The sequence below is a fragment of the Varibaculum massiliense genome, from assembly GCF_900106855.1.
In the GTDB taxonomy this organism is placed as follows: Bacteria; Actinomycetota; Actinomycetes; order Actinomycetales; family Actinomycetaceae; genus Varibaculum; species Varibaculum massiliense.
The window spans coordinates 1,284,351-1,306,079 of the sequence record NZ_FNWI01000004.1; the positions used below are offsets into that span (position 1 = coordinate 1,284,351).

19 protein-coding genes and 1 tRNA gene are annotated in these 21,729 nt (G+C 54.0%); 8 read left to right on the forward strand and 12 right to left on the reverse strand.

The genetic code is table 11. The annotated features are described in order from the left end of the window. Position 1: 1 nt before the first annotated feature. The 8 genes from BQ5456_RS05765 to BQ5456_RS05800 all read right to left on the reverse strand — a co-directional run bounded on the left by BQ5456_RS05765 (position 2) and on the right by BQ5456_RS05800 (position 11,566). Positions 2–2,257: a heavy metal translocating P-type ATPase gene (locus BQ5456_RS05765; RefSeq protein WP_268872099.1), complete on the reverse strand. Its 2,256-nt coding sequence runs from the start codon at positions 2,255–2,257 to the stop codon at positions 2–4. Between the two features lie 156 nt (positions 2,258–2,413). Further along, positions 2,414–2,486, reverse strand: a tRNA-Thr gene (locus BQ5456_RS05770). A 128-nt stretch (positions 2,487–2,614) separates the two neighbouring features. Next, positions 2,615–5,062 carry a putative PEP-binding protein gene (locus BQ5456_RS05775; RefSeq protein WP_071129155.1) on the reverse strand — a complete coding sequence of 816 codons (2,448 nt, stop codon included), beginning with the start codon at positions 5,060–5,062 and terminating at the stop codon, positions 2,615–2,617. A 209-nt stretch (positions 5,063–5,271) separates the two neighbouring features. Then, positions 5,272–6,690, reverse strand: coding sequence for an MFS transporter (locus BQ5456_RS05780; protein WP_083378392.1), 1,419 nt, complete (start codon positions 6,688–6,690; stop codon positions 5,272–5,274). Between the two features lie 13 nt (positions 6,691–6,703). Then, positions 6,704–7,477: an IspD/TarI family cytidylyltransferase gene (locus BQ5456_RS05785; protein WP_071129156.1), complete on the reverse strand. Its 774-nt coding sequence runs from the start codon at positions 7,475–7,477 to the stop codon at positions 6,704–6,706. 17 nt (positions 7,478–7,494) lie between these two features. Then, positions 7,495–8,010, reverse strand: coding sequence for a CarD family transcriptional regulator (locus BQ5456_RS05790; protein ID WP_071129157.1), 516 nt, complete (start codon positions 8,008–8,010; stop codon positions 7,495–7,497). A gap of 196 nt (positions 8,011–8,206) precedes the next feature. Beyond that, a complete protein-coding gene (locus BQ5456_RS05795) occupies positions 8,207–9,370 on the reverse strand; it encodes a metallophosphoesterase (RefSeq protein WP_071129158.1) in 1,164 nt (387 codons plus the stop codon). A gap of 3 nt (positions 9,371–9,373) precedes the next feature. Then, entirely contained in the window at positions 9,374–11,566 is a 2,193-nt protein-coding gene (locus BQ5456_RS05800; protein ID WP_071129159.1) for a transglycosylase domain-containing protein, read from the reverse strand. 186 nt (positions 11,567–11,752) lie between these two features. On the opposite strand from BQ5456_RS05800, the gene BQ5456_RS05805 reads away from it, so the two are divergent. From BQ5456_RS05805 to BQ5456_RS05810, 3 genes are read left to right on the forward strand one after another with little or no spacing between them, the layout of a single operon-like run. Beyond that, complete coding sequence (locus BQ5456_RS05805) at positions 11,753–12,082, forward strand: WhiB family transcriptional regulator (protein ID WP_071129160.1); 330 nt, start codon at positions 11,753–11,755, stop codon at positions 12,080–12,082. A gap of 27 nt (positions 12,083–12,109) precedes the next feature. Further along, entirely contained in the window at positions 12,110–12,271 is a 162-nt protein-coding gene (locus BQ5456_RS10305) for a Sp36 family protein (protein WP_143037042.1), read from the forward strand. 1 nt (position 12,272) lies between these two features. Further along, positions 12,273–12,743: a RidA family protein gene (locus tag BQ5456_RS05810; protein WP_071129161.1), complete on the forward strand. Its 471-nt coding sequence runs from the start codon at positions 12,273–12,275 to the stop codon at positions 12,741–12,743. 17 nt (positions 12,744–12,760) lie between these two features. On the opposite strand, the gene BQ5456_RS05815 is transcribed toward BQ5456_RS05810, so the two are convergent. Both BQ5456_RS05815 and BQ5456_RS05820 read right to left on the reverse strand, forming a co-directional pair. Beyond that, complete coding sequence (locus BQ5456_RS05815; protein ID WP_071129162.1) at positions 12,761–13,111, reverse strand: SdpI family protein; 351 nt, start codon at positions 13,109–13,111, stop codon at positions 12,761–12,763. Further along, positions 13,112–14,605 carry an MFS transporter gene (locus tag BQ5456_RS05820; protein ID WP_071129163.1) on the reverse strand — a complete coding sequence of 498 codons (1,494 nt, stop codon included), beginning with the start codon at positions 14,603–14,605 and terminating at the stop codon, positions 13,112–13,114. An 89-nt stretch (positions 14,606–14,694) separates the two neighbouring features. On the opposite strand from BQ5456_RS05820, the gene BQ5456_RS05825 reads away from it, so the two are divergent. From BQ5456_RS05825 to BQ5456_RS05840, 4 genes are all read left to right on the forward strand, one after another. Continuing rightward, positions 14,695–15,066: a sterol carrier family protein gene (locus tag BQ5456_RS05825; protein ID WP_071129164.1), complete on the forward strand. Its 372-nt coding sequence runs from the start codon at positions 14,695–14,697 to the stop codon at positions 15,064–15,066. 140 nt (positions 15,067–15,206) lie between these two features. Then, entirely contained in the window at positions 15,207–15,893 is a 687-nt protein-coding gene (locus BQ5456_RS10135) for a phage holin family protein (protein WP_083378394.1), read from the forward strand. 2 nt (positions 15,894–15,895) lie between these two features. Continuing rightward, entirely contained in the window at positions 15,896–16,177 is a 282-nt protein-coding gene (locus BQ5456_RS05835; protein ID WP_071129165.1) for a DUF3618 domain-containing protein, read from the forward strand. Between the two features lie 178 nt (positions 16,178–16,355). Then, positions 16,356–16,556, forward strand: coding sequence for a DUF3073 domain-containing protein (locus BQ5456_RS05840; protein ID WP_071129166.1), 201 nt, complete (start codon positions 16,356–16,358; stop codon positions 16,554–16,556). Between the two features lie 143 nt (positions 16,557–16,699). Here the strand turns inward: BQ5456_RS05840 and BQ5456_RS05845 are convergent, their stop codons facing one another. Both BQ5456_RS05845 and BQ5456_RS10695 read right to left on the reverse strand, forming a co-directional pair. Further along, entirely contained in the window at positions 16,700–19,255 is a 2,556-nt protein-coding gene (locus BQ5456_RS05845) for an ABC transporter permease (protein WP_071129167.1), read from the reverse strand. After that, entirely contained in the window at positions 19,252–21,297 is a 2,046-nt protein-coding gene (locus BQ5456_RS10695; RefSeq protein ID WP_071129168.1) for an ATP-binding cassette domain-containing protein, read from the reverse strand. The genes BQ5456_RS05845 and BQ5456_RS10695 overlap by 4 nt, the downstream gene beginning before the upstream one ends. A gap of 163 nt (positions 21,298–21,460) precedes the next feature. On the opposite strand from BQ5456_RS10695, the gene BQ5456_RS05855 reads away from it, so the two are divergent. Continuing rightward, positions 21,461–21,724, forward strand: coding sequence for a hypothetical protein (locus BQ5456_RS05855; protein ID WP_071129169.1), 264 nt, complete (start codon positions 21,461–21,463; stop codon positions 21,722–21,724). Positions 21,725–21,729: the final 5 nt, after the last annotated feature.

Below are 21,729 nucleotides of genomic sequence, written 5' to 3' on the forward strand. Positions count from 1 at the left end.
TCTAGCTGAGGGCTTTCACCGGCTCAAAAGAGCGCAAGCGTAGGCTGTTTCCTACTACAAATGCCGAGGAACAAGCCATTGCGGCTCCCGCAAGCATGGGGTTAAGTAACCCCAGGGCTGCCAGCGGTATGGCGGCAACATTGTAGGCGAACGCCCAAAACAGATTCCCTTTAATGATTTTTAGGGTGCGGCGTGAAAGCCGAATCGCATCTACCGCGGCCAGCAAATCTGGGCGCATCAAAGTAATATCGGCGGCTTGTATCGCCACATCGGTGCCGGAGCCCATCGCGATTCCTAAATCTGCTTGCGCGAGCGCGGCCGCATCGTTAACCCCATCACCAATCATGGCTACGGTGGCGCCCCGTCCTTGTTTACGGAAAACTGCCACCACTTTGTCTTCCGGCTTAACCTCGGCGATCACCTCGGTAATGCCCACTTGCTTGGCTACTTGGTGAGCCACTGTTTCCCCGTCCCCCGTCAGTAGCACCGGGGTGAGTCCTAATTCCTTAAACAGCGAGATCGCCTGGGGGCTAGTTTCTTTTATGCGGTCAGCAACCCCCAACACTCCCTTCACTTCGCCCGCAATCGCTACCAGCACCGTGGTTTCCCCGCGGCTTCTGCTCTGGTTAAGTGCTGTGAGCATTTCTTCGGGGATCTTTGCGCCGGCATCACGAACGAACTGCTGGTTTCCCGCCAGAACTTGCTGCCCCTCAACGGTGCCGCGCACGCCTCCTCCAGCAGAGTTGGTAAAATCTGCCGGCACCTCGCTGCTAGGGGAGGTAAGTCCTTGCTCTCGGGCCGCGCGGGTAATCGCGCTGGCAATGGGATGTTCGCTACCGCCCTCTAAAGTAGCGGCAGTTTGTAAAATCTGGAAGTCATCGCGGGGATAAATACTGACTAACTCCATATTGCCACTGGTTACCGTCCCGGTTTTATCGAGGATGACGGTGTCGATTTGCCGGGTAGATTCCAGTATCTCCGCGCCCTTAATTAAAATCCCTAGCGAAGCCCCGCGGCCGGTTCCCACCAGCAACGCGGTAGGGGTAGCCAACCCTAGGGCGCAAGGGCAAGCAATAATCAACACCGCAACCGCGCAGGTAAAAGCGGTAACCGGGGTTGAAAATATTAACCAGATCAGCAAAGTAAGCAGCGAAATCGCGATCACTACCGGCACGAAAACTGCGGAAATCCGATCTGCCAGGCGTTGAATCGGGGCTTTACCGGCCTGCGCCTGTTCTACTAGGCGGGTAATCTGAGCCAGTTGCGTCTGTGAACCCACCCGCGTGGCGCGAACTACCAGGCGGCCATAGGTGTTGATCGTTGCGCCGGTAACCTGGTCACCTACTCCTACCTCTACCGGGACTGACTCCCCGGTTAGCAAGGAATTATCGACGGCGCTGACCCCGGAGACTACCACTCCATCGGTAGCGATTTTTTCACCCGGCAGAGAAATAAATTCTTCACCTTCGCCAAGTTCTTTGATCGGGATCTTTACTTCCTGTCCGGCTCGCAGCGCGGTTACTTCTTTCACCCCCATTTCGGCGAGTGAACGCAGTGCATCCCCGGCACGTACTTTGGCGCGTTTCTCAAAATAGCGTCCGCCTAGGATAAAAAGAGTCACCCCGGAACAAACTTCTAGGTAAATGTGGCTGGCAGCTTCCCCGGGGCTAGCGAGCAGCTGGAAATCATGGGTCATGCCTATCCGGCCAGCATCCCCTAAGAACAGGGCGTATAAAGACCAAATAAAAGCAGCTAAAGTACCCAATGAAATCAGGGTATCCATAGTGGTGGTGGCGCGACGGGCGTTGACAAACGCCGCATGGTGGAACGGGTAAGCTCCCCACAGCACCACCGGAACAGTTAGAGCCAAAGACACCCATTGCCAATAGGGGAATTGCAGGGGCGGAATCATCGCCAAAGTTATTACCGGAGCCGCCAGGAGGGCGCAAATAATTAGGCGGCGCCTAAGCCCTGCCAGTTCCTCCGCGTTGGTCTTCGGGTTTTCTTGCCCGTCTTCATTTTCCGAAGCCCCGCCCGCAAATGCGCTATAGCCCGCCTTTTCCACGGTTTTTATAAAATCTTTCGCGCCAAAATCACCACTTTGGGAAATAGTGGCTTTCTCAGTCGCATAGTTAACGGACGCGCTGACTCCCGGCATTTTATTGAGGGCTTTTTCAACATGAGCCGCACACGCCGCGCAACTCATCCCCCCAATTTTTAGTTCCAGGTTCTGGGGATTATCGATACTATTAGCCAACTGCTACCTCCTGCGCCCTATCCTAACTGCTTCTTATATGCCTGGTAAATGACTTTTCCTCGGGGTGAAAAACCATCTGATTTCGCATTTAACCATTGCTCACGCCAGAAAAATTGGTGAAAGACTGCGGAAAAATACCCGCAGGTAGGAAACCGGAGCCGCTAATCGGACTTGAACCGATGACCTACGCTTTACGAGAGCGTTGCTCTACCAGCTGAGCTATAGCGGCAAAATGCCTTAGGCACCGTGTCAGTCTATCTAGCCTTCCCTCCGCTTTCCAAACTTTTCCACCAGGTAGAACGGTTATTTTCGCCACGCTCGAGGTGTCGGCAGCGTGGGAAGAAACAGAAATAAGGGTTACAGCTGGCGAATAGTTTGTTTTATCATCGCAATCATGCCCGCCCGCACTGAAAGCGAATCCACTCCCGCCTGCACCAGCTTGCCTGTCCAAGCCGGATCAGAGGCCATATCTCCACATACGCACACCTCAATCGGTTTTTCAGCGCTATGTGCCAGCCGCACTACTTCACGGATTATTTCTACTACGGTTTCTCGTACCTCATCAGCCAGCTCTGCTACCTGCGAGTTTTCACGATCCGCGGCGGCAACGTATTGACACAGATCATTGGTGCCTACCGACACAAAGTCGACTGCCGAAGTGAACTCTGCCATCCGCAGAGCAGCAGAGGGGGTCTCTAGCATTATCCCCAGTTCTAACGGGATTTCTACAGGACGGACATCCTCTTCCATTTCGAAAGTATCGGCGGTGATCTCTTCAAGCAGCGAACGTACCCAGTCCACCTGCCGCACATGATTAACCATAGGAATCATTACCCGCAGCGGTTTACCCAGTCCAGCAGCCTCTAAAGTTTGGTTAGCGTCCAGGACTGCCCCCAGCTGTTCGCGCACTAGGTGCGGGAATTTGCGCAGCAAACGCACCCCGCGCACCCCTAGGAACGGGTTTGGTTCCGGGGGTTGTTTAGCGAATGGTAGTGGCTTATCTGCTCCAATATCCCAAAGTCGAATAGTGGTTTGCCCCAGTTTGCGGGCAAGCCTCGCGTAGACTTCCGCCTGCTGCTTGCGGGAAGGCGCTATTTGGTAACCGGCAAATAAAGTTTCGGTTCGTAAAAGACCGCACCCTTCGGCGCCTTTGATCGCCTCGGTAGCGGTAGACACGTTGACCAGTACCGGAATTCGTTTACCAGAAGGGGTAAGTGCAGGTTCCTCCAGTAGCTCTAAGGCTTTGCTGGCGATGGCGACCCGCTCGCGAGCCAGCTCTATCCAGTGGGCAAACACCCTGGCTTTGGGGTTAACTTCTAGGTGTTTAGTACGCGGGTCAAAAATAATAGTGTCCCCATCGTGAACTCCCCATTTCAGACCAGCATAGACCGGGATTCCCCGGGCAGCGGCCACCATCGCGCCATGCCCGGTAGCGCCTCCACTACGGGTAACTACCCCCTCGATTTCCGGGGGCAAACTGGCTGCTAAAGGCGCATCAAGTTCGTCAACTACTAGCACCGCCGGGGTGGAATGTTTCTTAATCAGCTCATCGAGATTATCGAGTTCCTGACCGATTAACGCTTTCTTTAGTAGGCGCGATACCGCATTGAAATCGGCTGCCCGTTGCGCCAGGTAAGGGTCATCGAGTTTGCGCATCCTATTTGCTGCCGCCCTATAGGCTTTATCTACCGCATTAAAGGCATTGACTCCGCCCGCGATTTCCTGGGCAATCTCTGTGCGCAACTCGGGGTCATCTACCAGTCCAATCTGCATTTTAATAATCGAATCTGACCCCAGCGAAGACAGATAGGCCTTAACCGCCTTCCGTGCGTTATTTACCGCCTCGCCCTCGTTGGGACTTACTCGATAAAACTCGGCGTCCTCTTGACCGCCTAGTAGCATCGCGTACCCGATAACAATCTGGTCGCCGTTGCGAGCCGGATCCCGCGGGGCAGAAACCTTCGGAGAAAGCCGCAAAGAAATGCCGTTAACTGCATTTTCGTTCTTCCCCCAGGAGGGGTCGGCAATCACCGGGGGGTCGATTTCTAATAGTGCTTGGCGAATAGCGCTGAAAATGTGTTGGGCATCGGGATCTGAGGTACACAGCTCCAGGTTTTCGCCTTCGCCAATCCCCAGGGCACTCACCTGGGTTAGCGAGGCGGCGTTCACCGTGCGGAAAGCCCCACCTTTACGCGCATAAACTGCAGCTTTGGTAGCATCGAGGGCTCTAGCGATGGCGGCAGCGGGACGGGCGTGCATTCCGTGGGGATCAATAATTTTGAGGACGAGGATGGCGGCATCCGGGTCAGAAAAGGGATTTGCCCCTAAGGCTCTAGGGGTAGTAACTGCTACGGATTCTTCTTTGCCTGCAGAATCGGATTCTTCCTGCTCGCCAAGGTGGTCAATTTTTTCCGCTAAAGCTCCCCGCGCCTGGGCGGCAACTTGCTTCAGGTTGGCGCCTCTAGCTGCGCTTACCAGGGCAGCCACCAGCCCTTCCACTAGAGGGGCAGAGGAGATTAGGCAGCGATCAGCTAGGTCAGAATCTACCAGCTCTAGTGCCATCTGCGAACTGTGCAGCGCCGAACCTAAGTCCACCAAAATCAGTACCCCGTCGGGGTTGTCGGCTGCTTCAATAGCTGCACTGATTTGCTGGGTATCAGTACCCAGCTCCAAATTTTCACCTTTGCGAATACCTGCTGCCAACAGCACTTTAGGGGCAGTTTTGGTGCTGATCATCTGCATCGCTAACTCTTTGGCGGCAGCGGCTAACGCAAATGAATGCGACACCAGAACCAGGGAAATCATACCCACTCCTTATAACCGGGATTTACCCTAATTTCCGCATGCATGTCCTCATTGTGTCACTTACCACTTTTTGACGCTAGGGTTTCTTTGAGCTAAGGGGAGCCGTAGCGTGTTTAGGAGTTGTTGTTGTGGGGTTGCCCAGGTCTGGTTTTCTGGCGAGATTCCTGTCCACAAATAGTTTCCGGCTTGCCCTATTTAGGCAGGTTTGTTTATTTTTGAGGGCGCTGTGGGGCTTTTAGGGGAGCCAGCAGAGCGAACCCTACCCCCAGTAACAGAGTAATCCCCAAAACTCCAAAATGCTGGGAGCTAGCACCGGCGGGCACGAAAAGCTTCCCGATCCACACGAACAGGGCAAATAAGGTTGGAGACATAAAAGAAACCGCGCGCCCGGTGGTGGCGTAAAGTCCGAAAAGTTCGCCCTCGCGTCCTTTAGGAATAATCCGAGCCAGGAAGGAGCGGGAGGCCGACTGCACGGGGCCGACGAAAATACACAGCAACAGCCCGAAAGACCAGAAAATCTTGGCGCCCCCGTTATGGGCAAAAAAGAGGATTAGACCCAGGGTGGTCATGCAACCGAGAGAAAAAATCATTACTTTTTTGGGACCGAAAAAGTCATCGGCCGCCCCGCAAGCGATAGTGGCGATTCCTGCTACTACGTTGGCGACGATTGCGAAAATCATTACCTGACCGCCGCTTAGACCGAAAACGGTGGAGGCCAGGATGGCTCCGTAGGTAAACACCCCGGCGAGGCCATCTCGGAAAATCGCGGAGGCAATCAGGAAGCGTAAAATTTCGGGGGCGGTTTTTGCTAGACGTTTAATGGTTTCCCACAGTTCAATATAGGCGGCTTTAACTCCTGCCAAACCCCCAATAGGTTCTTGGTCTTGGGAATCGACCCCTGCCATAGTCACGGGATGGAGTTTCCCATCCGCGCCGCGGCGGCGTCCGGGCAGCGCCACAATCACCGGAATCGAGAACACCGCGAACCAGATGGTGGCAAAGACCATGGCGATCCGGATATTAAGGAAGTTTTCACCAGTTACCCCGAACCAGCCCACTTCGGGGGAGATGAAACCGACATAGAGCACCCCCAGTAAAATAATTCCGCCTAAATACCCCATACCCCAGCCGATTCCGGAGACTTTACCCATGTTTTCTTTCGTGGAAACCCGTGCCAGCATGGCGTTATAGTTTACTGATGCGAACTCAAAAAAGATATTTCCAAAAGATAGCAACGCTACCCCTAGCCACAGCGCTCCGGTTTTTCCGAGGGGAGAGGTGGGGTAGACCGCGAACATTAGCGCCATGCAGATAGTGACTAGGGCAGAAAACAGTGCCAGCATCCGGGTGCCGCGCCCCTTATGGTCAGCGCGTTGCCCAGAAACTGGTGCTACCAGGGCAATCACCAGTCCCGCGAAAGCTAGACCAATCGATAAATCAGTGGTGGCGCGGTTTCCGGGGGCGAATAAATCTTTGGTGGTCAGGTAAACGGTGAAAACAAAGGTGGTGGCCACCGCGTTGAAGGCAGCGGAACCCCAATCCCACAGCGACCAAGCTAATATTTTGCCTTTGGTGCGGTCATGGTTTTCTGCTGGTAAATGTTTCTGGTTGTCACCGTTGTCAGCCATAATTTTTCTGCTCTCATTCTCGGTTCGAATTTTGCGCCATCCAGGTGGCTAGATGTAAATCCAAGGGATAGGTGATTTTCATTGCTCGCCGCGACCCCGCTACAAAGTATTGTGGGTAACCCAGGTGTGTCACCAACATAGCATCATCTAGAGCTCCGCCTGTAGTATTAGTTTCCTCGCGTCCTTGCTGGTGAGCGGCAAAAATAACGTTTCCCGCAAATCCTTGTGGGGTTTGCACGCAGCGCAAGCGGGAACGATCGGGGGTGGCACCGGCAGGGGTAATTGCTACCTCTTGGCGGGTAAAGCTCTCGCCCGCGACTTCCCGTACGGTATCGACCAACTCGGTGGCAGGCACTACTGCGGGGCATCCGGATGCGACCGCCCTGCAAACCCGTTGGAACTGCTCTAGGGGGGTGAGGGCGCGTGCGGCGTCATGAATCAAAACGATTGCTTCTGGGTCATTAGCGCACACCTGCCGGGCGCCTCTATCAAAACTCAATAGTCCTTGTAAACCCAGGTAGACAGAGTTTTGGCGAGTGGAGCCGCCGGCAACAACTTTCCAGGGGTAGGACAGGGAAGCCTCCCGGGCAACCTGGGTGAAAGTTTCCAGGTAGTCCCGAGGAGCAGTAATCACCACTCCTGCTAAACCTTCCAGGGGTTCGAGGGTGCGCAGAGCATGATGCAGCAGACATTCGCCAGCCAACTCTACCAGCGCTTTCGGCCCGGGATTACCTAGCCGAGTTCCGGAACCGGCAGCCGTCACGACGCAGTAGATGCTGCGCCCCATAACCAGTCCTTTAGCCCTTACTTGTTATTGACCCGGTCGTGTTCTACCTGGGCTTCTTCCATGATTTTATCGAGGCGATCGGAGGCGGCTTCCTCGTCCTCGTCCTTAGCTAGGGCGAGTTCGGAAATTAGGATTGCCCGCGCTTTAGCCAACATCCGTTTTTCCCCTGCAGACAGCCCGCGTTCGTTGTCACGGAAAGTTAAATCCCGCACTACTTCCGAGACTTTCAAAATATCTCCGGTAGCAATTTTTTCGCCATTGGCCTTGTAGCGACGCGACCAGTTGGAGGGCTCTTCAATATGAGGCTCCTGTAGCACGGCAAGCACTTCTTTGAGTCCTTCCTCGTCAACCACATCGCGAACCCCTACCATATCCACATTTGCTGCTGGCACCTGGATAGTCATATCTCCATTGGTGACCCGGAGCATCAGGTAGGTGGTGTCTTCACCTTTGAGTTTGCGGGTAGTGATATTTTCGATCACCGCGGCACCGTGATGGGGGTAAACAACGGTCTGGCCGATTTCAAATGTCATAACTTACAGGCTCCCAAATACAAATTTTCCGGACACCATTCTACCGCAAATCGGCTTTACCTGCTAAAGAGGCTTCTTTCCCGCAGCGAACAGGGGAAAACTGCATCCCCTGATATTTTGCGTGACGTATCTAAAAACCGGAGGTTTTGGCTTTTCCCGGCTGTTTGCCCTTTATGGTTCCGGCAGATTTATCCAGCTATTTATTCGCGGAAAGCCCGGAAATAGTGATGATAGCGGCCTCGGGCGGGCATGCTAGCCGCACCGGCGTAAACTTGGAGGTTCCTAAACCTCGGGAAATATGTACCGTAGTTTGCCTCGCTGCTGTCGGGTTTAAAATTCCCGCCTGGCTCCGAAGTACTTGCAGTTCAACTGGGGGATAGGTTTTTCCAAGACGTACCCGAGGCGTCGGATTCGGCACGGTGCCTATTCGCCAGGAATGGACTCCTCCCGAATAGGAAAGCGGTAAATCAGTGTTATTGACTAAAGCCCCTAAGCCCGGCAGGCAAACCTGACCCCCGTGGGTATGCCCCGCCAGTACCAGGTCAGCTGCGCAAGCCGCATATTGGTCAAGGACACGGGCGTAGGGGGCATGGGTGAGGGCGAGACGAAAATCGGCTTTCCCCCAGGTATCAGGTACCTGTACCGCCTCGTCCCGTCCGATATGGGGATCATCGGTACCGGAAAGCGCTACGGATATCTCCTGAGCCGCTCGTCCTTGCCGCGTGGGAGAGGTAATCGTCAAGGTATCCACCTGATTATTGAGATCAGACCAACCTCCCGAGGTTAAGAACTCGCGGAATTCAGCAGTTGGAAGGTCGGGGACGCGACGAAGTTTTGGTTTCTTTTCCGGGAAAAAATAGTGTAATGGTACTTTGAACTGCCCCGAATAGTAGTCATTAGAACCAAATACAAAGGCTCCGGGCAGCTTCATTAAAGGGGTGAGGGCGCGTCGCAGCATTTCTAATCCCGAGGCGTCGCAAAAGTTATCCCCGGTTAAAGCCACAAAATCTATCTCGGTGAATTCTGCTAGAGAAGCCACGTATTTGGTTAGCCACTCGCTTTCTGACCAAAGATGCAGGTCAGAAAGATGGAGTATCCGTATTTGCCAGGCAGGATTTAGCTGCCGGTTTGCTATTGTAGCGGCAGATTCTTTACCGGTACATCTCCGCTGTGCCTGACAGCATCCACCCCGTAAATCCGGCAGGTTTCCGTCTATATACGAAGCCTCTTCTGGTTTTAACCCCGACGTCCCGGGTGCTTTAAGTAGCTGATAGCGGCGCAACCGCGGGCGGCGTGCCTCCCAAAAAGGATAGGCTACCGCCGATAAAGCTAATGCTCCTAGGGCGCTGCGCTTCCTCAAAATCTAGTTTTCTCCTTCGTAGAAGGTTTCCGTGATTTCGGTGGTGCTAGGGCTGGGGGATCCTTCCTGGGATTCAGTCTTTTCTGGGCGGCGCGGCCCTTGGTTAAGAGTCTTGCCTTCCCGCAGGTTTGCCTGGGGGAAGCTGGCAGCAGGTAGCGACTGTACCGCTTTCGCCATGTATTCCCTAAAGGTCATGGAGGGGACGGTACTGCCGTAAACCACCCCGTAGTAACTGCCATTAATTGTCATTCTCACCAAATCGCGGTTTCCACCCTGAGAAAAACCTACCCAAACAGCGGTCGCCAGATTGGGGGTTGCTCCTACTGTCCAGGCGGCTTTGGGGCCGTCAGTAGTTCCAGTTTTAGCCATAACTTGACGGCCGATGCTTACCCGACCTCCATAGCTATTAGCGGTAGAAACTAGCACTTGGGCAGTTTTATTAGCCACTGCTTCATCGATAGTGTGTTTGCAGTTCCCGGAAGGAACCTTCAGGTTTTTACCATTGGAATCGGTAACCTTTTCCAAGGCAATCGGGGTGCAGCGGTTTCCCCCAGAGGCAATAGTGCCAAAGGCGTTAGCCATATTCAAAGGCGGAACCGAGGAGGCGCCAATAATGAAGGAGGGTCCGAAATCTTCTTTTATATTTGGGTCCCCGCTGACCGCCCCCATCTTTTGAGCCATTTTGTAGATATCGCAAAGGTCAAGGTTAACGGCCATTCCCGCGTAGGTAGTGTTTAAAGATTTCTCGGTACCTTCAACTACCGAGGTGGCATAATTATTTCCCCCGGTAGCGTTCTTTAACGGCCAAGAGCCAGCATGTACCGGGCAGTTACCAGAAATCTTCCAGTCCTGAGCGGAATAATAGGTGCGTCCTCCCACTACCGAGTAGGCAGAATAACCATTATCAAACCAGGTAGCTAAGGTTACCGGTTTATAGGAAGATCCTGGTTGGAAGCCCGCGCCCCCGCCGTGTGCCTTATCTACCCCAAAAGAGGTTTCAGTTGCCCGGGGATGTTCCTCGTCCGGATTCCCATAAGGGGTGTTCTGTGCTAAAGCACGAACCTTTCCAGTACCAGGCTCGATGGAAGCTATCGCCACCGACAAGCCGGAGGAATCATTTTCAGGAATCCGGTTGAAAGCGGTATCGCTAGCGGCTTCCTGCATGGCGGAGTCCATAGTGGTGTAAATCTTGAGACCTCCGCGCAGCAGTAGCCGGGAGCGGTCGTTAACTGATTTTCCGAAAGCCGGATTGTTGTAGATTTCATTGACCGCAAAAGCACAGAAATAGGAAGCTTTTCCAGCAGCAGCGCATCCCTGATGAAAATGCGAAACCTTCAGCATATCTTCGATTTTTACTGCCTTGGCTTCCTCGTATTGCTTATAGGTAATCATCCGTTCCCGCAACATAGCCTTTAGCACCTGGTCACGGCGATTCTTACCCGCGTCGGGATGTACCGTGGGGTCATATTTTGCCGGGGACTGGGTCATTCCGGCCAGCAGCGCGCCCTCCCCGAGGCTTAGATCTTTCGCGCCTTTCGAAAAATAGTAACGGCTAGCGGATTCCACCCCGTAAACCGAAGCCCCATAGGGGGCGATATTTAAGTACCCCTCTAATATCTGGTCTTTGGAAAGTTTCTTTTCGATGGCGAGGGCGTCTTTGGCTTCCCGCATTTTCCGGGAAATGCTCTGCTCGCGGGCTTTGCGAACCTCGTTCATATCTCCCGCGCGTAACCCCTTGTCGATTAAGGTGTTCTTGACTAGCTGCTGGGTAAGGGTAGAGGCACCTTGGGTATCACGACCAGCCAAGTTATTGACAATGGCGCGTGCCATCCCTTCCAGATCTACCCCACGATGTTCATAGAAGCGGTGATCTTCAATGGCGATGGTCCCCTTTTGCACCCAGGGGGACATATCTTTAAGTTTGACTACGATTCGATTCTCCGCATAAAAGCGGGCGATTTCTTTGCCGTCGTGCGAATAAAGTACCGACTGTTGGGAAGGCGGGGTGGGTTTGAACTCGCTGGGAATCTCGGTCATTGCGCTCATCCCTACCCGAGCTGTTAACCCGGCGATACCCACGACGGGTAGGGACAGCCCGGCTAGCAGTACTGCTGCCAGAGCGATTAAAGCTGCCATCGCCGTCAGGGTACGGCGTAGCTGCTGGCGTGGCAGATAACGATCGGTGCCTTTGTGCATATTACTACCCTACTTTGCCTGACCTGATTTCGGCACCTTCGAGGGAAGCTCTCGAGCAGATTGTGGGCAATCACCACCTGGTGACCTAGTTAAGTTTTCCTCTCGTTTTCGTTTTGTATTTTTAGCAAAATGTAGGTACGGTCACATATATAGGCAATGTCGCCGCAAGAGTTCAAGGAGTGAACAATGAGTTTTAGCCAGGACGAGACGTGGGCTGCACGAGCTCTGTGTGCTTCCCAAGAACCAGATGCGCTATTTGTGCAGGGTGCGGCGCAAAGACAAGTTCGTACCCGCTGTTTTGCTTGTCCGGTACGTCTAGAATGCCTGGCGGATGCCCTACAATCGGAAGCCAATTATGGGGTGTGGGGCGGTCTCACCGAGAGGGAACGCCGGGCGATGCTGCGCTATTACGATGAGGTCACCGACTGGTGGGAGTGGCTGAACAGTTCTTCTGATGAACTTGCGGCTGAACTTCGCCAGCCCACTACCCCCAATGTTTTAGCGCGGGTGCGTTAAGGGCAACGCTGCCGCTAGACTTAAGTCATGACTAAATGGGAATATGCGACGATTCCACTACTGTCGCACAATACAAAAGCGATTCTTGATAACTGGGGCGAAGACGGCTGGGAACTGGTCAGTGTAATTGCCGGTCCTAACGGTTGGGAAAACCCGGTTGCCTATTTGAAACGTCCTCGCAGCGAATAAAATGTCGAAAGTTTCTGACCGTCTAGTTGAGGCGGGATTATCTTTACCTCCAGTAGCGACCCCGGTAGCCGCCTATACTCCAGCGATTGCTCTGCAAGGTGCGGAAGGATTAGTGGTGCGCACCTCCGGGCAGATCCCGGTAGTGGATGGGAAGCTGGTGGCAATCGGTCTAGTGGGGACGGAGGTTAGTCCCCAGGATGCCTACCGAGCCGCCCAGGTTTGCGCTCTTAACGCCCTGGCTGCGGGCGGGGAGGTTGTCGGCGGGGTGGATCAGTTAGAGCGGGTACTAAAAGTGACCGTGTTCGTAGCCTCTAGCCCCACTTTTACCGGTCAAGCAACGGTAGCCAATGGAGCCTCGGATACTTTCGGGAAGCTCTTTGACCAGCCCCATATCCGTTCGGCAGTGGGGGTTGCCTCCCTGCCGCTAGGAGCCCCTTGCGAGGTAGAGGTAGAGTTTCTGGCTCGCGCGTAAAGGATACGGCTACCCGGTTAGTTAGTTTTCTTAGCGCTGACAGTGGCGGTGCGACGCGCCGCCCAGTAGACGATTCCGGTAAAAATCGCGGTGCCTAGGGCGCAGATAAGCTGTACAGAAATTGCGTGTTCGCCGGTGAGTGCGGCAATAGCGAATCCGTTGACCACGCACAGTACCGCACTAGCCCCTAGCAGGGGAGCTGCCGCGCGGTGAGCACGCTGCCAGATTTTATCATCCCTGGTGGTGGCGGCATTGACTATTCCGAAGCGGGAACCGCGGGGTAGACGGTGGCGGTGAAATAAAATTAGTCCCGCTGCCAGGTAGGCTGCCAGCAGCAGATAGCAGATCCCAATCGCCAAAGCCATCATTTATTTATTCCCTTTCTCCGGCGGATTCACTTCAAACTTTAACGGATTTTCTCGCCGTTTTAAGGCGTCAGCTAGGGCAAACAGAAATGCAATGATGATGAAGGCGATTACCGCGCTCATCCCATAGCTAAACGCCCCGGTATAGGCTTCCCGAGCGGGGGTACTCCCGGGAGCCGCGTTGATGCTTCCCAGCCGGAGGTAAAAAGCTAAAGTAGCGCCGGCCAGCCCAATTGCTCCTCCTACTCGTTGAGCGGTTTGGGAAATCCCGCCAGCGGCACCCGCTCTACCGGGAGGCACTGAAAGCAGCGAGAGTGCTTGGGCGGGAGAAAAGATAATTCCCGAACCTAAACCTGAACAAAACATGGAGACTATTAGCAGGTAGGGAATGTTCCCGGGGGAAGCAGTTTGGGTTATTAACACCGTAACAGCCAAAGAAATAATCACTAGGGCGCAAGCAATCACTAGAATCCAGCGTCCCCACTTTAGGGTTAGGCGTGAAGATTTAGCGGAGGCAATCGCGGAGCCTAGAGCCAAAGGGATTTGTAAAAGTCCAGCAACCAGGGGACTTATCCCTAGACCTTGTTGTAAATACAAGGTGTAAATAATAAAAAGTGCCGTCCAACCCGCGCAGAAAGCAGTAAGTACTATCGTACCCACCATGTAGGAAGGATCTAGACGTAGGGAGCGGGGCATTACTACCGGGATTTGGCGTCTTTCTCGGAAGTTTTCTAGCGCCCAAAACCCTAAGAATCCTAGGGCTCCGCCCGGCAGTAACAGCCAGCGCCAGTTTCCCAGTCCCCCGCCGGGCATGGTGGCGTCGATGAAGGGATACATTACTGCTAAGAATGCGGCTGCCAGCACGAAAATTCCCGGCAAATCAAGGCGGGTGTCGCTAGCGGTGCGGGTGGGGTCAGGGTCAATAGTGCGGTAGGTGACGAAAATAATTACTAGGCATACCGGGATATTGATTAAGAATGCGGCTCGCCATCCCGCATTGGTACCCAGCAACGCGATTAGTACCCCGCCCATAGTGGGGCCAATCGCGGTGGCAATCCCGATAATCATTCCGAAGGATCCGTAGGCACGGGCGCGTTCTTGCCCGTGGAAAAGTATTTGGATTAGCCCTAATACCTGGGGGCTGATAATCGCTGCCCCAACGCCGGCAAGTAGGCGCATCAAAATTAAAATCAGCGGGGTCGTAGCTAGACCCGCTCCTAATGAGGAAATCCCGAACACCACTACCCCGATTACAAACAGGCGGCGATGCCCCCAGATATCCCCCATTCTGCCAGCCGGGATTAGCGCAATTCCAAAAATCAGGGTGTAGCCCGCCATAATCCACTGAACATCGTTGCTGGTTAGCCCCAGCGCCTTGGTCATGGAAGGGATGGAAACGTTCAGCATCGACACTGCCAGTAAGGTCAGGGCTGCCGCGGAAAGCAAGGTGTAAAGTGCGCGGTAGTGTTGGCGCTGGTCTGGCTGTGGATTATGCATTGGTTATAGCCTAAGGGGTGGCGAGGTGAAAGCGTTAGTGCATCTCGGTGCCTTCAGCGCTGCCCCAGTTAGCAACTTAGGAGGCCGGTTTGGGACGAAAAATTTCTGCGGAGGACGGGCGTGCCGCTTTAGCGGCTTGGAGGACAGGAAGTGCCAGCCGGGCAGAGACCGGCACCGCGGTGCGCTATAGCCTGCAGGTTTTAGCTCAGCGTCACCCCGGGCAGGCGGTTGAGGTGCGGGTGCCACCTTTTGGGGCAGTACAGATTGGCAGCGGAACCGTACATCGGCGGGGAACCCCGCCGGCGGTGGTAGAAATGAAAACTGATACTTGGCTAGCCTTAGCCGTTGGGGTTTTGACCTGGGAAAATGCGGTGAGCGCTAAACAGATTAACGCTACCGGGATAGGCTCGGATTTAACTGCTTGTTTACCGGTATTTTCCCCGCCGCGTCCTCTGTCCTAGATTTTCTGCAGGTTAGCAGGATTGAACAGACCAGGCTTCGCTAAGGGGAAAACCGGTGCCCAGGATAGAAATCGGTCCGTAACGTAGAATATGGTTACTAACAGGAACAGCTCTCAGCAATGGATAGGAGCGATTTGAAAATGTCAGATTCGCAGCAACCCGTGCCTTCTACGCCGGGTTATCATCCCGCACCGGGAACTCCGCCAGCTCACCGCCCAGTTTCGGGAGTCCCGGCAACTCCCGGATACCACGCGAATAAAAATACTGCAGGAGAGGGCACGAAATGGGCATCTGTGAGTCAAGCCGAAACTAAGGTCGCTAGCTCCGGTGCGGATAATGCTTCCTCTGGCCAGGCCAGCACCGCTCCCTCCGATATCCCCCCTTCTCCGATTGCTGAAAAGGATGGGGACAACCAGAAAGCTCCCGGGGTACAGACCAAAGCAACCTCGGCTCGTCCGGGCTTGGGAAATCTGGTATCAAAGCTCTCTGACCAGGTACAAGCTTTAGTTAAGGGCGAGATTGAACTGGCGAAAGTTAAGGTCTCCAATATGCTCAAGCGCTCCGGGGTGGGAATTGCCCTCCTGGTAGTAGCCGGGGTACTTGCCCTCTATATGCTGGGATTCCTATTCGGAGCCGCTGCCTATGCCCTGGCGCTAATCGTGCCGATTTGGGCAGCGAAACTGATTGTCGCCGGCATACTGTTGGTCTTGATAGTGATTTTTGCGCTGGTAGGCAAGGCTTCGCTGAAAAAAGGTTTGTCTGATAAACCAGATCCGCAAGCGGGAATAAAAGAAGGTATTGCGGCAGTAAAGAAAGGCTTGGAATAAGAATGGAACAACGCAGCGAAAGTCAGATTCAGGCGGAGCTCGAGGCTGCTCGCGCCGAGCTGAGCAGCACTGTCGAGGAGCTTTCCGACTATTTTTCGCCGAAAGCTAATGTGGAGCGGGCGAAGGCGGATGCCCAGCAAAGGGTGCGTGTCTTGGCGGGCAGGGCTCAAAACACGGTAGAACAGGCCGGTGCGGGTAAACCCGAGGCGATTAAGAAGGTGGCAGCGGTGGCTGGGGGCGCGCTCTTGTTGGGGGCGCTGCTAGTGCGTCGGATGTTAAAGTAATCCCCAAGCCAAGCTATGCGAAGCGGAAGATTTTCCAGCGACTTCGTGTGCCGTGGAACTCAACCGTGGAATTAAATGGTCATAGCGCCCGCAATGCGGTATGTTTTTATACAGAACATTTAAGGAAAGTTTTAGGGTGCCTTAACGTACCCGTGATTATAGTGGAGGGGGTCACGCCATGGGGCGCGGCCGTCAAAAGGCTAAACAGACAAAAGTAGCGCGTAAGCTCAAGTATTACAGTCCCGAAACGGACTACGAGGCACTGCAGCGAGAGCTGCAGGCTAAACAGCGCGATCAATCCGCTGATGACAGCGGCGACGATTTTGAAGATTGGCGCGACCATATTCCGTCCGCAACTGACGACGACTGGTTCAAGTAGCCGTCTGGCTAGACGCTGCTACTAGCGGATCAAGGTTAGTGGCATTTAGCTATATGCACCGTAAACGCCAGAACCTGTCGGGAATCTAGTCTGTAAGCAGACTGCTTAGTGGTGATATTTGACTATATGTACTGGTTATAAGACTAATCCGCGGAAGAGATTGCCTCTAGAATGGGCATTTTACGAGCGCGCCGCGCCGGAAGTAAGGCCGCCAAAGTTCCAACCAGCACCGCTAACAGGCAAATCCAACCCAGCGAGGTCCAAGGCACCTCAATAGTGGTGATTCCTTGATCCGATAAGTACCGGCACACAAACACCGCTAGTGAGACCCCGCCGCCTATCCCCAAAAGGGTACCTGCCAGAGTGATCAGCACCGACTCCACGGTTATCATTAGGGAAAGCCCCAGGGAAGACAACCCCACGGTGCGGATTAACCCCAGTTCTCTAAAGCGTTGCTGTACTGAAAGCGACAGGGTGTTCATAATCCCTAAAGCCGCTATTATCAGCGATAAGGCGAGCAGTGCGTAGAGAACTGCCAGCACTTGATCGACGGTAGCAGCCAGTTTATCGGCGGCTTGCTCTTGATTTTGCACCACCATAAAGGGGTTGTCGGCAATCGTTTTTTCTACTGCGCGCTGTACTTTATCCCGGTCAGCCCCATTTTTAAGCTTAATGACGGCAGTAGCGGTGATATCGGCTGCCATCGGTCCTAACTTAGCTGATAACGAATGGGGTAGCACCACATCCATAAATAAGAAACCGGTGTCTACGGTGGAGGCAATGGTTACAGTGGTTTGCCCACGAATCCCAACTACCTCAAAAGTGTCTCCCGGGGCGAGTCCTTGGGATTTCGCCCACGTGCGTGAAACGATAGCCTGCGGATCCTGAAGCGACTGGGAATAATAATCAGCTATCGAACCAGATACCGCACTGATCCGACCATAGCGCTGGAACTGGGGATGGGTTACCTGCATCATGGTGTCAGCAGGATTCTTGCCGGGAACCAGCACTCGAAAAAGTGCCATGCCGGTCAGGGGGTCAACCCGCTTAACCCCGGGAACTTTGGCAACTTTGTCTATTAAAGTATTCGAAATCGAGACTACTCGCGGCTCCGGGGCAATCATTAAATCGATATTTACCTGCTGTTTTACTATCGATTCGGTAGAGGATTTAGTGGAGGCCGCCAGGGTTGCTCCCACCGCAACCAGGGCGACCCCAATCATCAGGGCAGCTGCCGTGTTGGCAGTTTGTCGCAGGTTAGCTGTTAGGGTGCGCATCGCTAGGCGAGCATGAGGGCGCAGCCACCAAAGTAGCCCCGCTAGAATTCTCACCACGACTGCGGCCAAAGGGGTCACCAAAATCAGCATGGATAGTAAAAATAGGGCGGCACCGATTCCTAGCCAAAGACCGCTTTTGCCCCCATCAGAGGAGGCCCAGATCAGCAGTCCCACAGCGACCGCCAGGACTACCGCCCCAATAATCGCGCGTGGCCATACCGGATTTTGAGTTTGGGTATTTTGCCGCATCGCCTCTACCGGAGGAGTTAGTGCCGCGGAGCGAGCCGGCCAGAGGGAACCGATTACCGTCACGATTACTCCTACGGTTAAAGCCAGGAGAGTAATAGACCATGACCAGCCGATTTGTAGCATTTCGAAACCGGATTGCGTCAACCCCCAGGAAACCAGGCGGGTCAGCAAATAGCCTCCTCCCACCCCGATTAGGGAACCTAAAATCCCCACTAGTAACCCTTGGAAAGCGACCACGAAGAATACTTGCCCTCCGCTAGCGCCGATTGCCCGCAACATGGCGAATTGCGGTTGCTGGGCACGCACCATCATTTGGAAGGTGTTGGTAATAATAAACGCCCCTACAAATAGGGCGATTGCCGCGAATACTAGCAAAAACACGTTCACAAAATCGAGGGACGTGGAAGCCGCGGTATTGATTTCCTCGTTATATTCCGCCTGGGTCATTACCTCTGCGCTACCCGAAAACTCCTGGTTCAACGCGCTTCGAAGCGTTGTTAGAGACGCTCCTTTCTCAGCGGTGATAGCGATGGTAGTAGTTGCCGGGGGCAGAGGTTTTTGGGTCAGCGCTTCAAAGCCGTCCTCAGACACAAAAATATAGTTGGTAAAAGCTACTGGATCGGGGAAACGATAAATGCCGGAAACTTTGGCGGATTTTCCTTCGCTGGAAACATAAACTTTCAGGCTTTTACCAGTCGAGATTCCCAGGCGCTTAGCCGCAGATTCCTCTAAAGCAACCTCGGCGTTACCTTTGGGAGCCTCACCTTTAACTAGACGCGGCTGGGTGGAATGACCCGGATAAATCACCTGTAAAATCGAGACTTGCTCGCCTTTCCCCAGACGTTTACTGTCCTGGTCAGTCAGCATACAAACATCTGTCAAATAGGGGTCAGCGTGTTTGACCCCGGAAACTTCCTTGGCCTGGCGCGCCGCCTTTACCGGCACACTTGATCGTACCGGTGCTTCTCCTTCCACTTTTTCGCCTTGCACCTTCCCTACCAGGTAATAGTCATAAGTATTGGCGGAAGAAATTAGGGAATTATAGGAATCAGAGAGGGTGGCGCGGAGGGCGAAAATCCCCGATAAGAAAGCTACCCCCAGCACTACCGCTAGCAGCGCCATCTGGAAACGCACCAGGTGGGCGCGCAGGTTCCGCCAAGCGATCCTAATCATGCTTTATCCTGGGGTTCTTGGAAAGATGCAATCGCGTCTTGCGAGGAATCCAGCAATGCTTCGGCCTTCTTAATCATGGCCAGCAGGCGCTGTTTTTCCTGGCTCAAGGTTTCTTCCGGAGTCCGCGGTATCGGACTGCTCTTGCCACTTTCCTTGTCTTTATTGGCGTTTTCGGCAGCTGAATCAGCGGCGTTAGCAGTTCTTCTCAGTGGGGTTTCCTGGGGGTATGCCGGCGAATTTGCCAGTTCGCTCTTTGCTTTTACCCCGCGATTTCGGAGGGAAATCTTGGAAGTTTCTCTCGAACTTACTGGGCTTTTAGCTGCCGTGGTTACCTGTTCTCCAGCGGGTGCTACCGCGCTTTTACCCGCGGGCGCGTCCTCCCAAAAACCGGAGGTTTCGCTTACGGGATTAGAAAACACTGAATAAAGTTCTGACCAGCGCTTACTTTCATCCGATTTTCGGGAATCTTTTTCGGAGGGGGACTTTGGTGCTTCTTGGGGGCGGGTAGGCGCTACCGGGGAGCTGGCGGGCTTTTTGGGTAGCGGTTTCACTCCCCCCTCTGCCACTGGTGCCGGTGCCACCTGTTTCTTTGCCGGTAAGTCCTTAACATCGCCACTACCTCTAACTTTACTGTATGAGGCTTTAGGGTTAAGTTTTTGCTGGCGTTGAGGAAGTGCAGAAGCTGCCGGCTTGGCGGCAGCGCCTTTGTCCTTGCTGGTCTTAACGGGTTCTTGCCCTGGTTTAGGGGTCCATCCCGCCCAAGTGGTACCCCGTTCATCGTGGGTTTCCCACACGCTGCCGCTCAGCTGCGCAGTTCCCTTCTTAGGAGCGGTTTTTGATGTAGCTGAAGAAGTAAGTTTACTGGTGGAGGGGGTGCTCTTTGCTGCAGTGGTTTTCTTCGCTGCCTTCGGGGTAAGTTTCTCTCCGGCGAGGGCGCGCCGCGCTCCTTCCTTAGTGCGCAGTTCCGCAGGTACCACCGGTTTAGCCGGTCCCATGAGGGCGTTGAGTGTCCCGGTATCTAGACCCGCTACCGGGTTAACTGCCGAGGGAGGAACCGGTGAGCCGGTAGCCGGAATGGTTTGCACTTCGATTTTGGCGCCCCGTGCCACCTGTAAGTTCGCTAGTTTTTCCTGCATCTTTTCCCGGTCAGGCCAAGCCCCCGGCTTACTGCCCGCCGGCAAGAAGCCTTTATCGGTTTGCGTAGTGGTTTCTAGACGGTTAAGACGTCCCCGCGACTCTTCCAAAGGATGTTTTTGTACGAACTGTGGCAACTCGGTTTGCGCTGCCAAGACCCGTTCACGCTCGGGATGATCTAGTTCGGCAACGATTTTGCCGTCTAAAAGGAAAAGTACCCGGTCAGCATAGGCGGCAGCCGAGGCCTCGTGCGTAACCATCACTACTGATTGTCCAAAGTCATTGACCGCTTCCCGCAGATAACGTAGCACTTGCTGCGAGGATTCAGAATCTAGGTTCCCGGTGGGTTCATCTGCAAATAGTACTACCGCATCTTGCATTAAGGCACGGGCGCAAGCTACTCGTTGCTGCTGTCCCCCAGAAAGTTCCGAAGGGCGATGAGTTAAACGATCTTCCAGACCTAAAGCTGCCACTACCCGGTCAAAACGTTCTCGCGGGACTTTGCGGCGGGCAATCTGGAAAGGTAACAGGATGTTCTCTTTCGCGCTCAGCGTGGGGATTAGGTTAAATGCTTGGAAAATAAAACCGATATGGTCGCGGCGTAGCCGGGTGAGGCGGCGTTGATTCATCCCTACGATTTCGGTGCCATCGATCTTAATAGAGCCGGAAGTAGCAGATTCAAAACCCGCTAAACAGTGCATAAACGTAGATTTGCCAGAACCAGACGGTCCCATAATCGCGGTGAAGCGCCTGCGGGCAATCCCGATGGAAATATGATCGAGGGCACGCACCTTGCCCGCGCCCGAGACATAATCTTTGGTCAAGTTATTGACCGAAATTACGGGATCAGAAACGCTGGAAGGCAATTTGAGTCCAGTATTAAGGCGGGCGTCTGCGGGGTTCACCATGTGTTTTATGTTAGCGCATCCCACGAGAAGTGCAGGTAGTGCCACTCGCACCGTCCGTACACAAGCGCGAATAATCCCCTCGTTTCCTGGCTTAGTTATCGGGCAGTCGAAGCCAATTCTGCTTCTGACTATGGTGCAAACAACGAGACGAAAGGGGAAAACTATGACGAGCGAGGTGGCAATAGCCGCCAGCATCAGCTCCGATATGCGACAGGCGGCAAAGCAGGCTGCCTCCAGTGCGGGACAACTAGCGGGAATGGATTTACGTAACCAATGGGAATCTAGAGCAGCCGATCAGGCTCAACGAATTTTACAATCCCGTGAACAGGAAATGTCCGCTCTTGCCCAGGCGGCAGCGGCAACGGCCAGGTTAGCGGAACAAGCTACCCGCTCCCTACTGGCATTGCAACAGACAGGAAAGCTGTAAGGCAT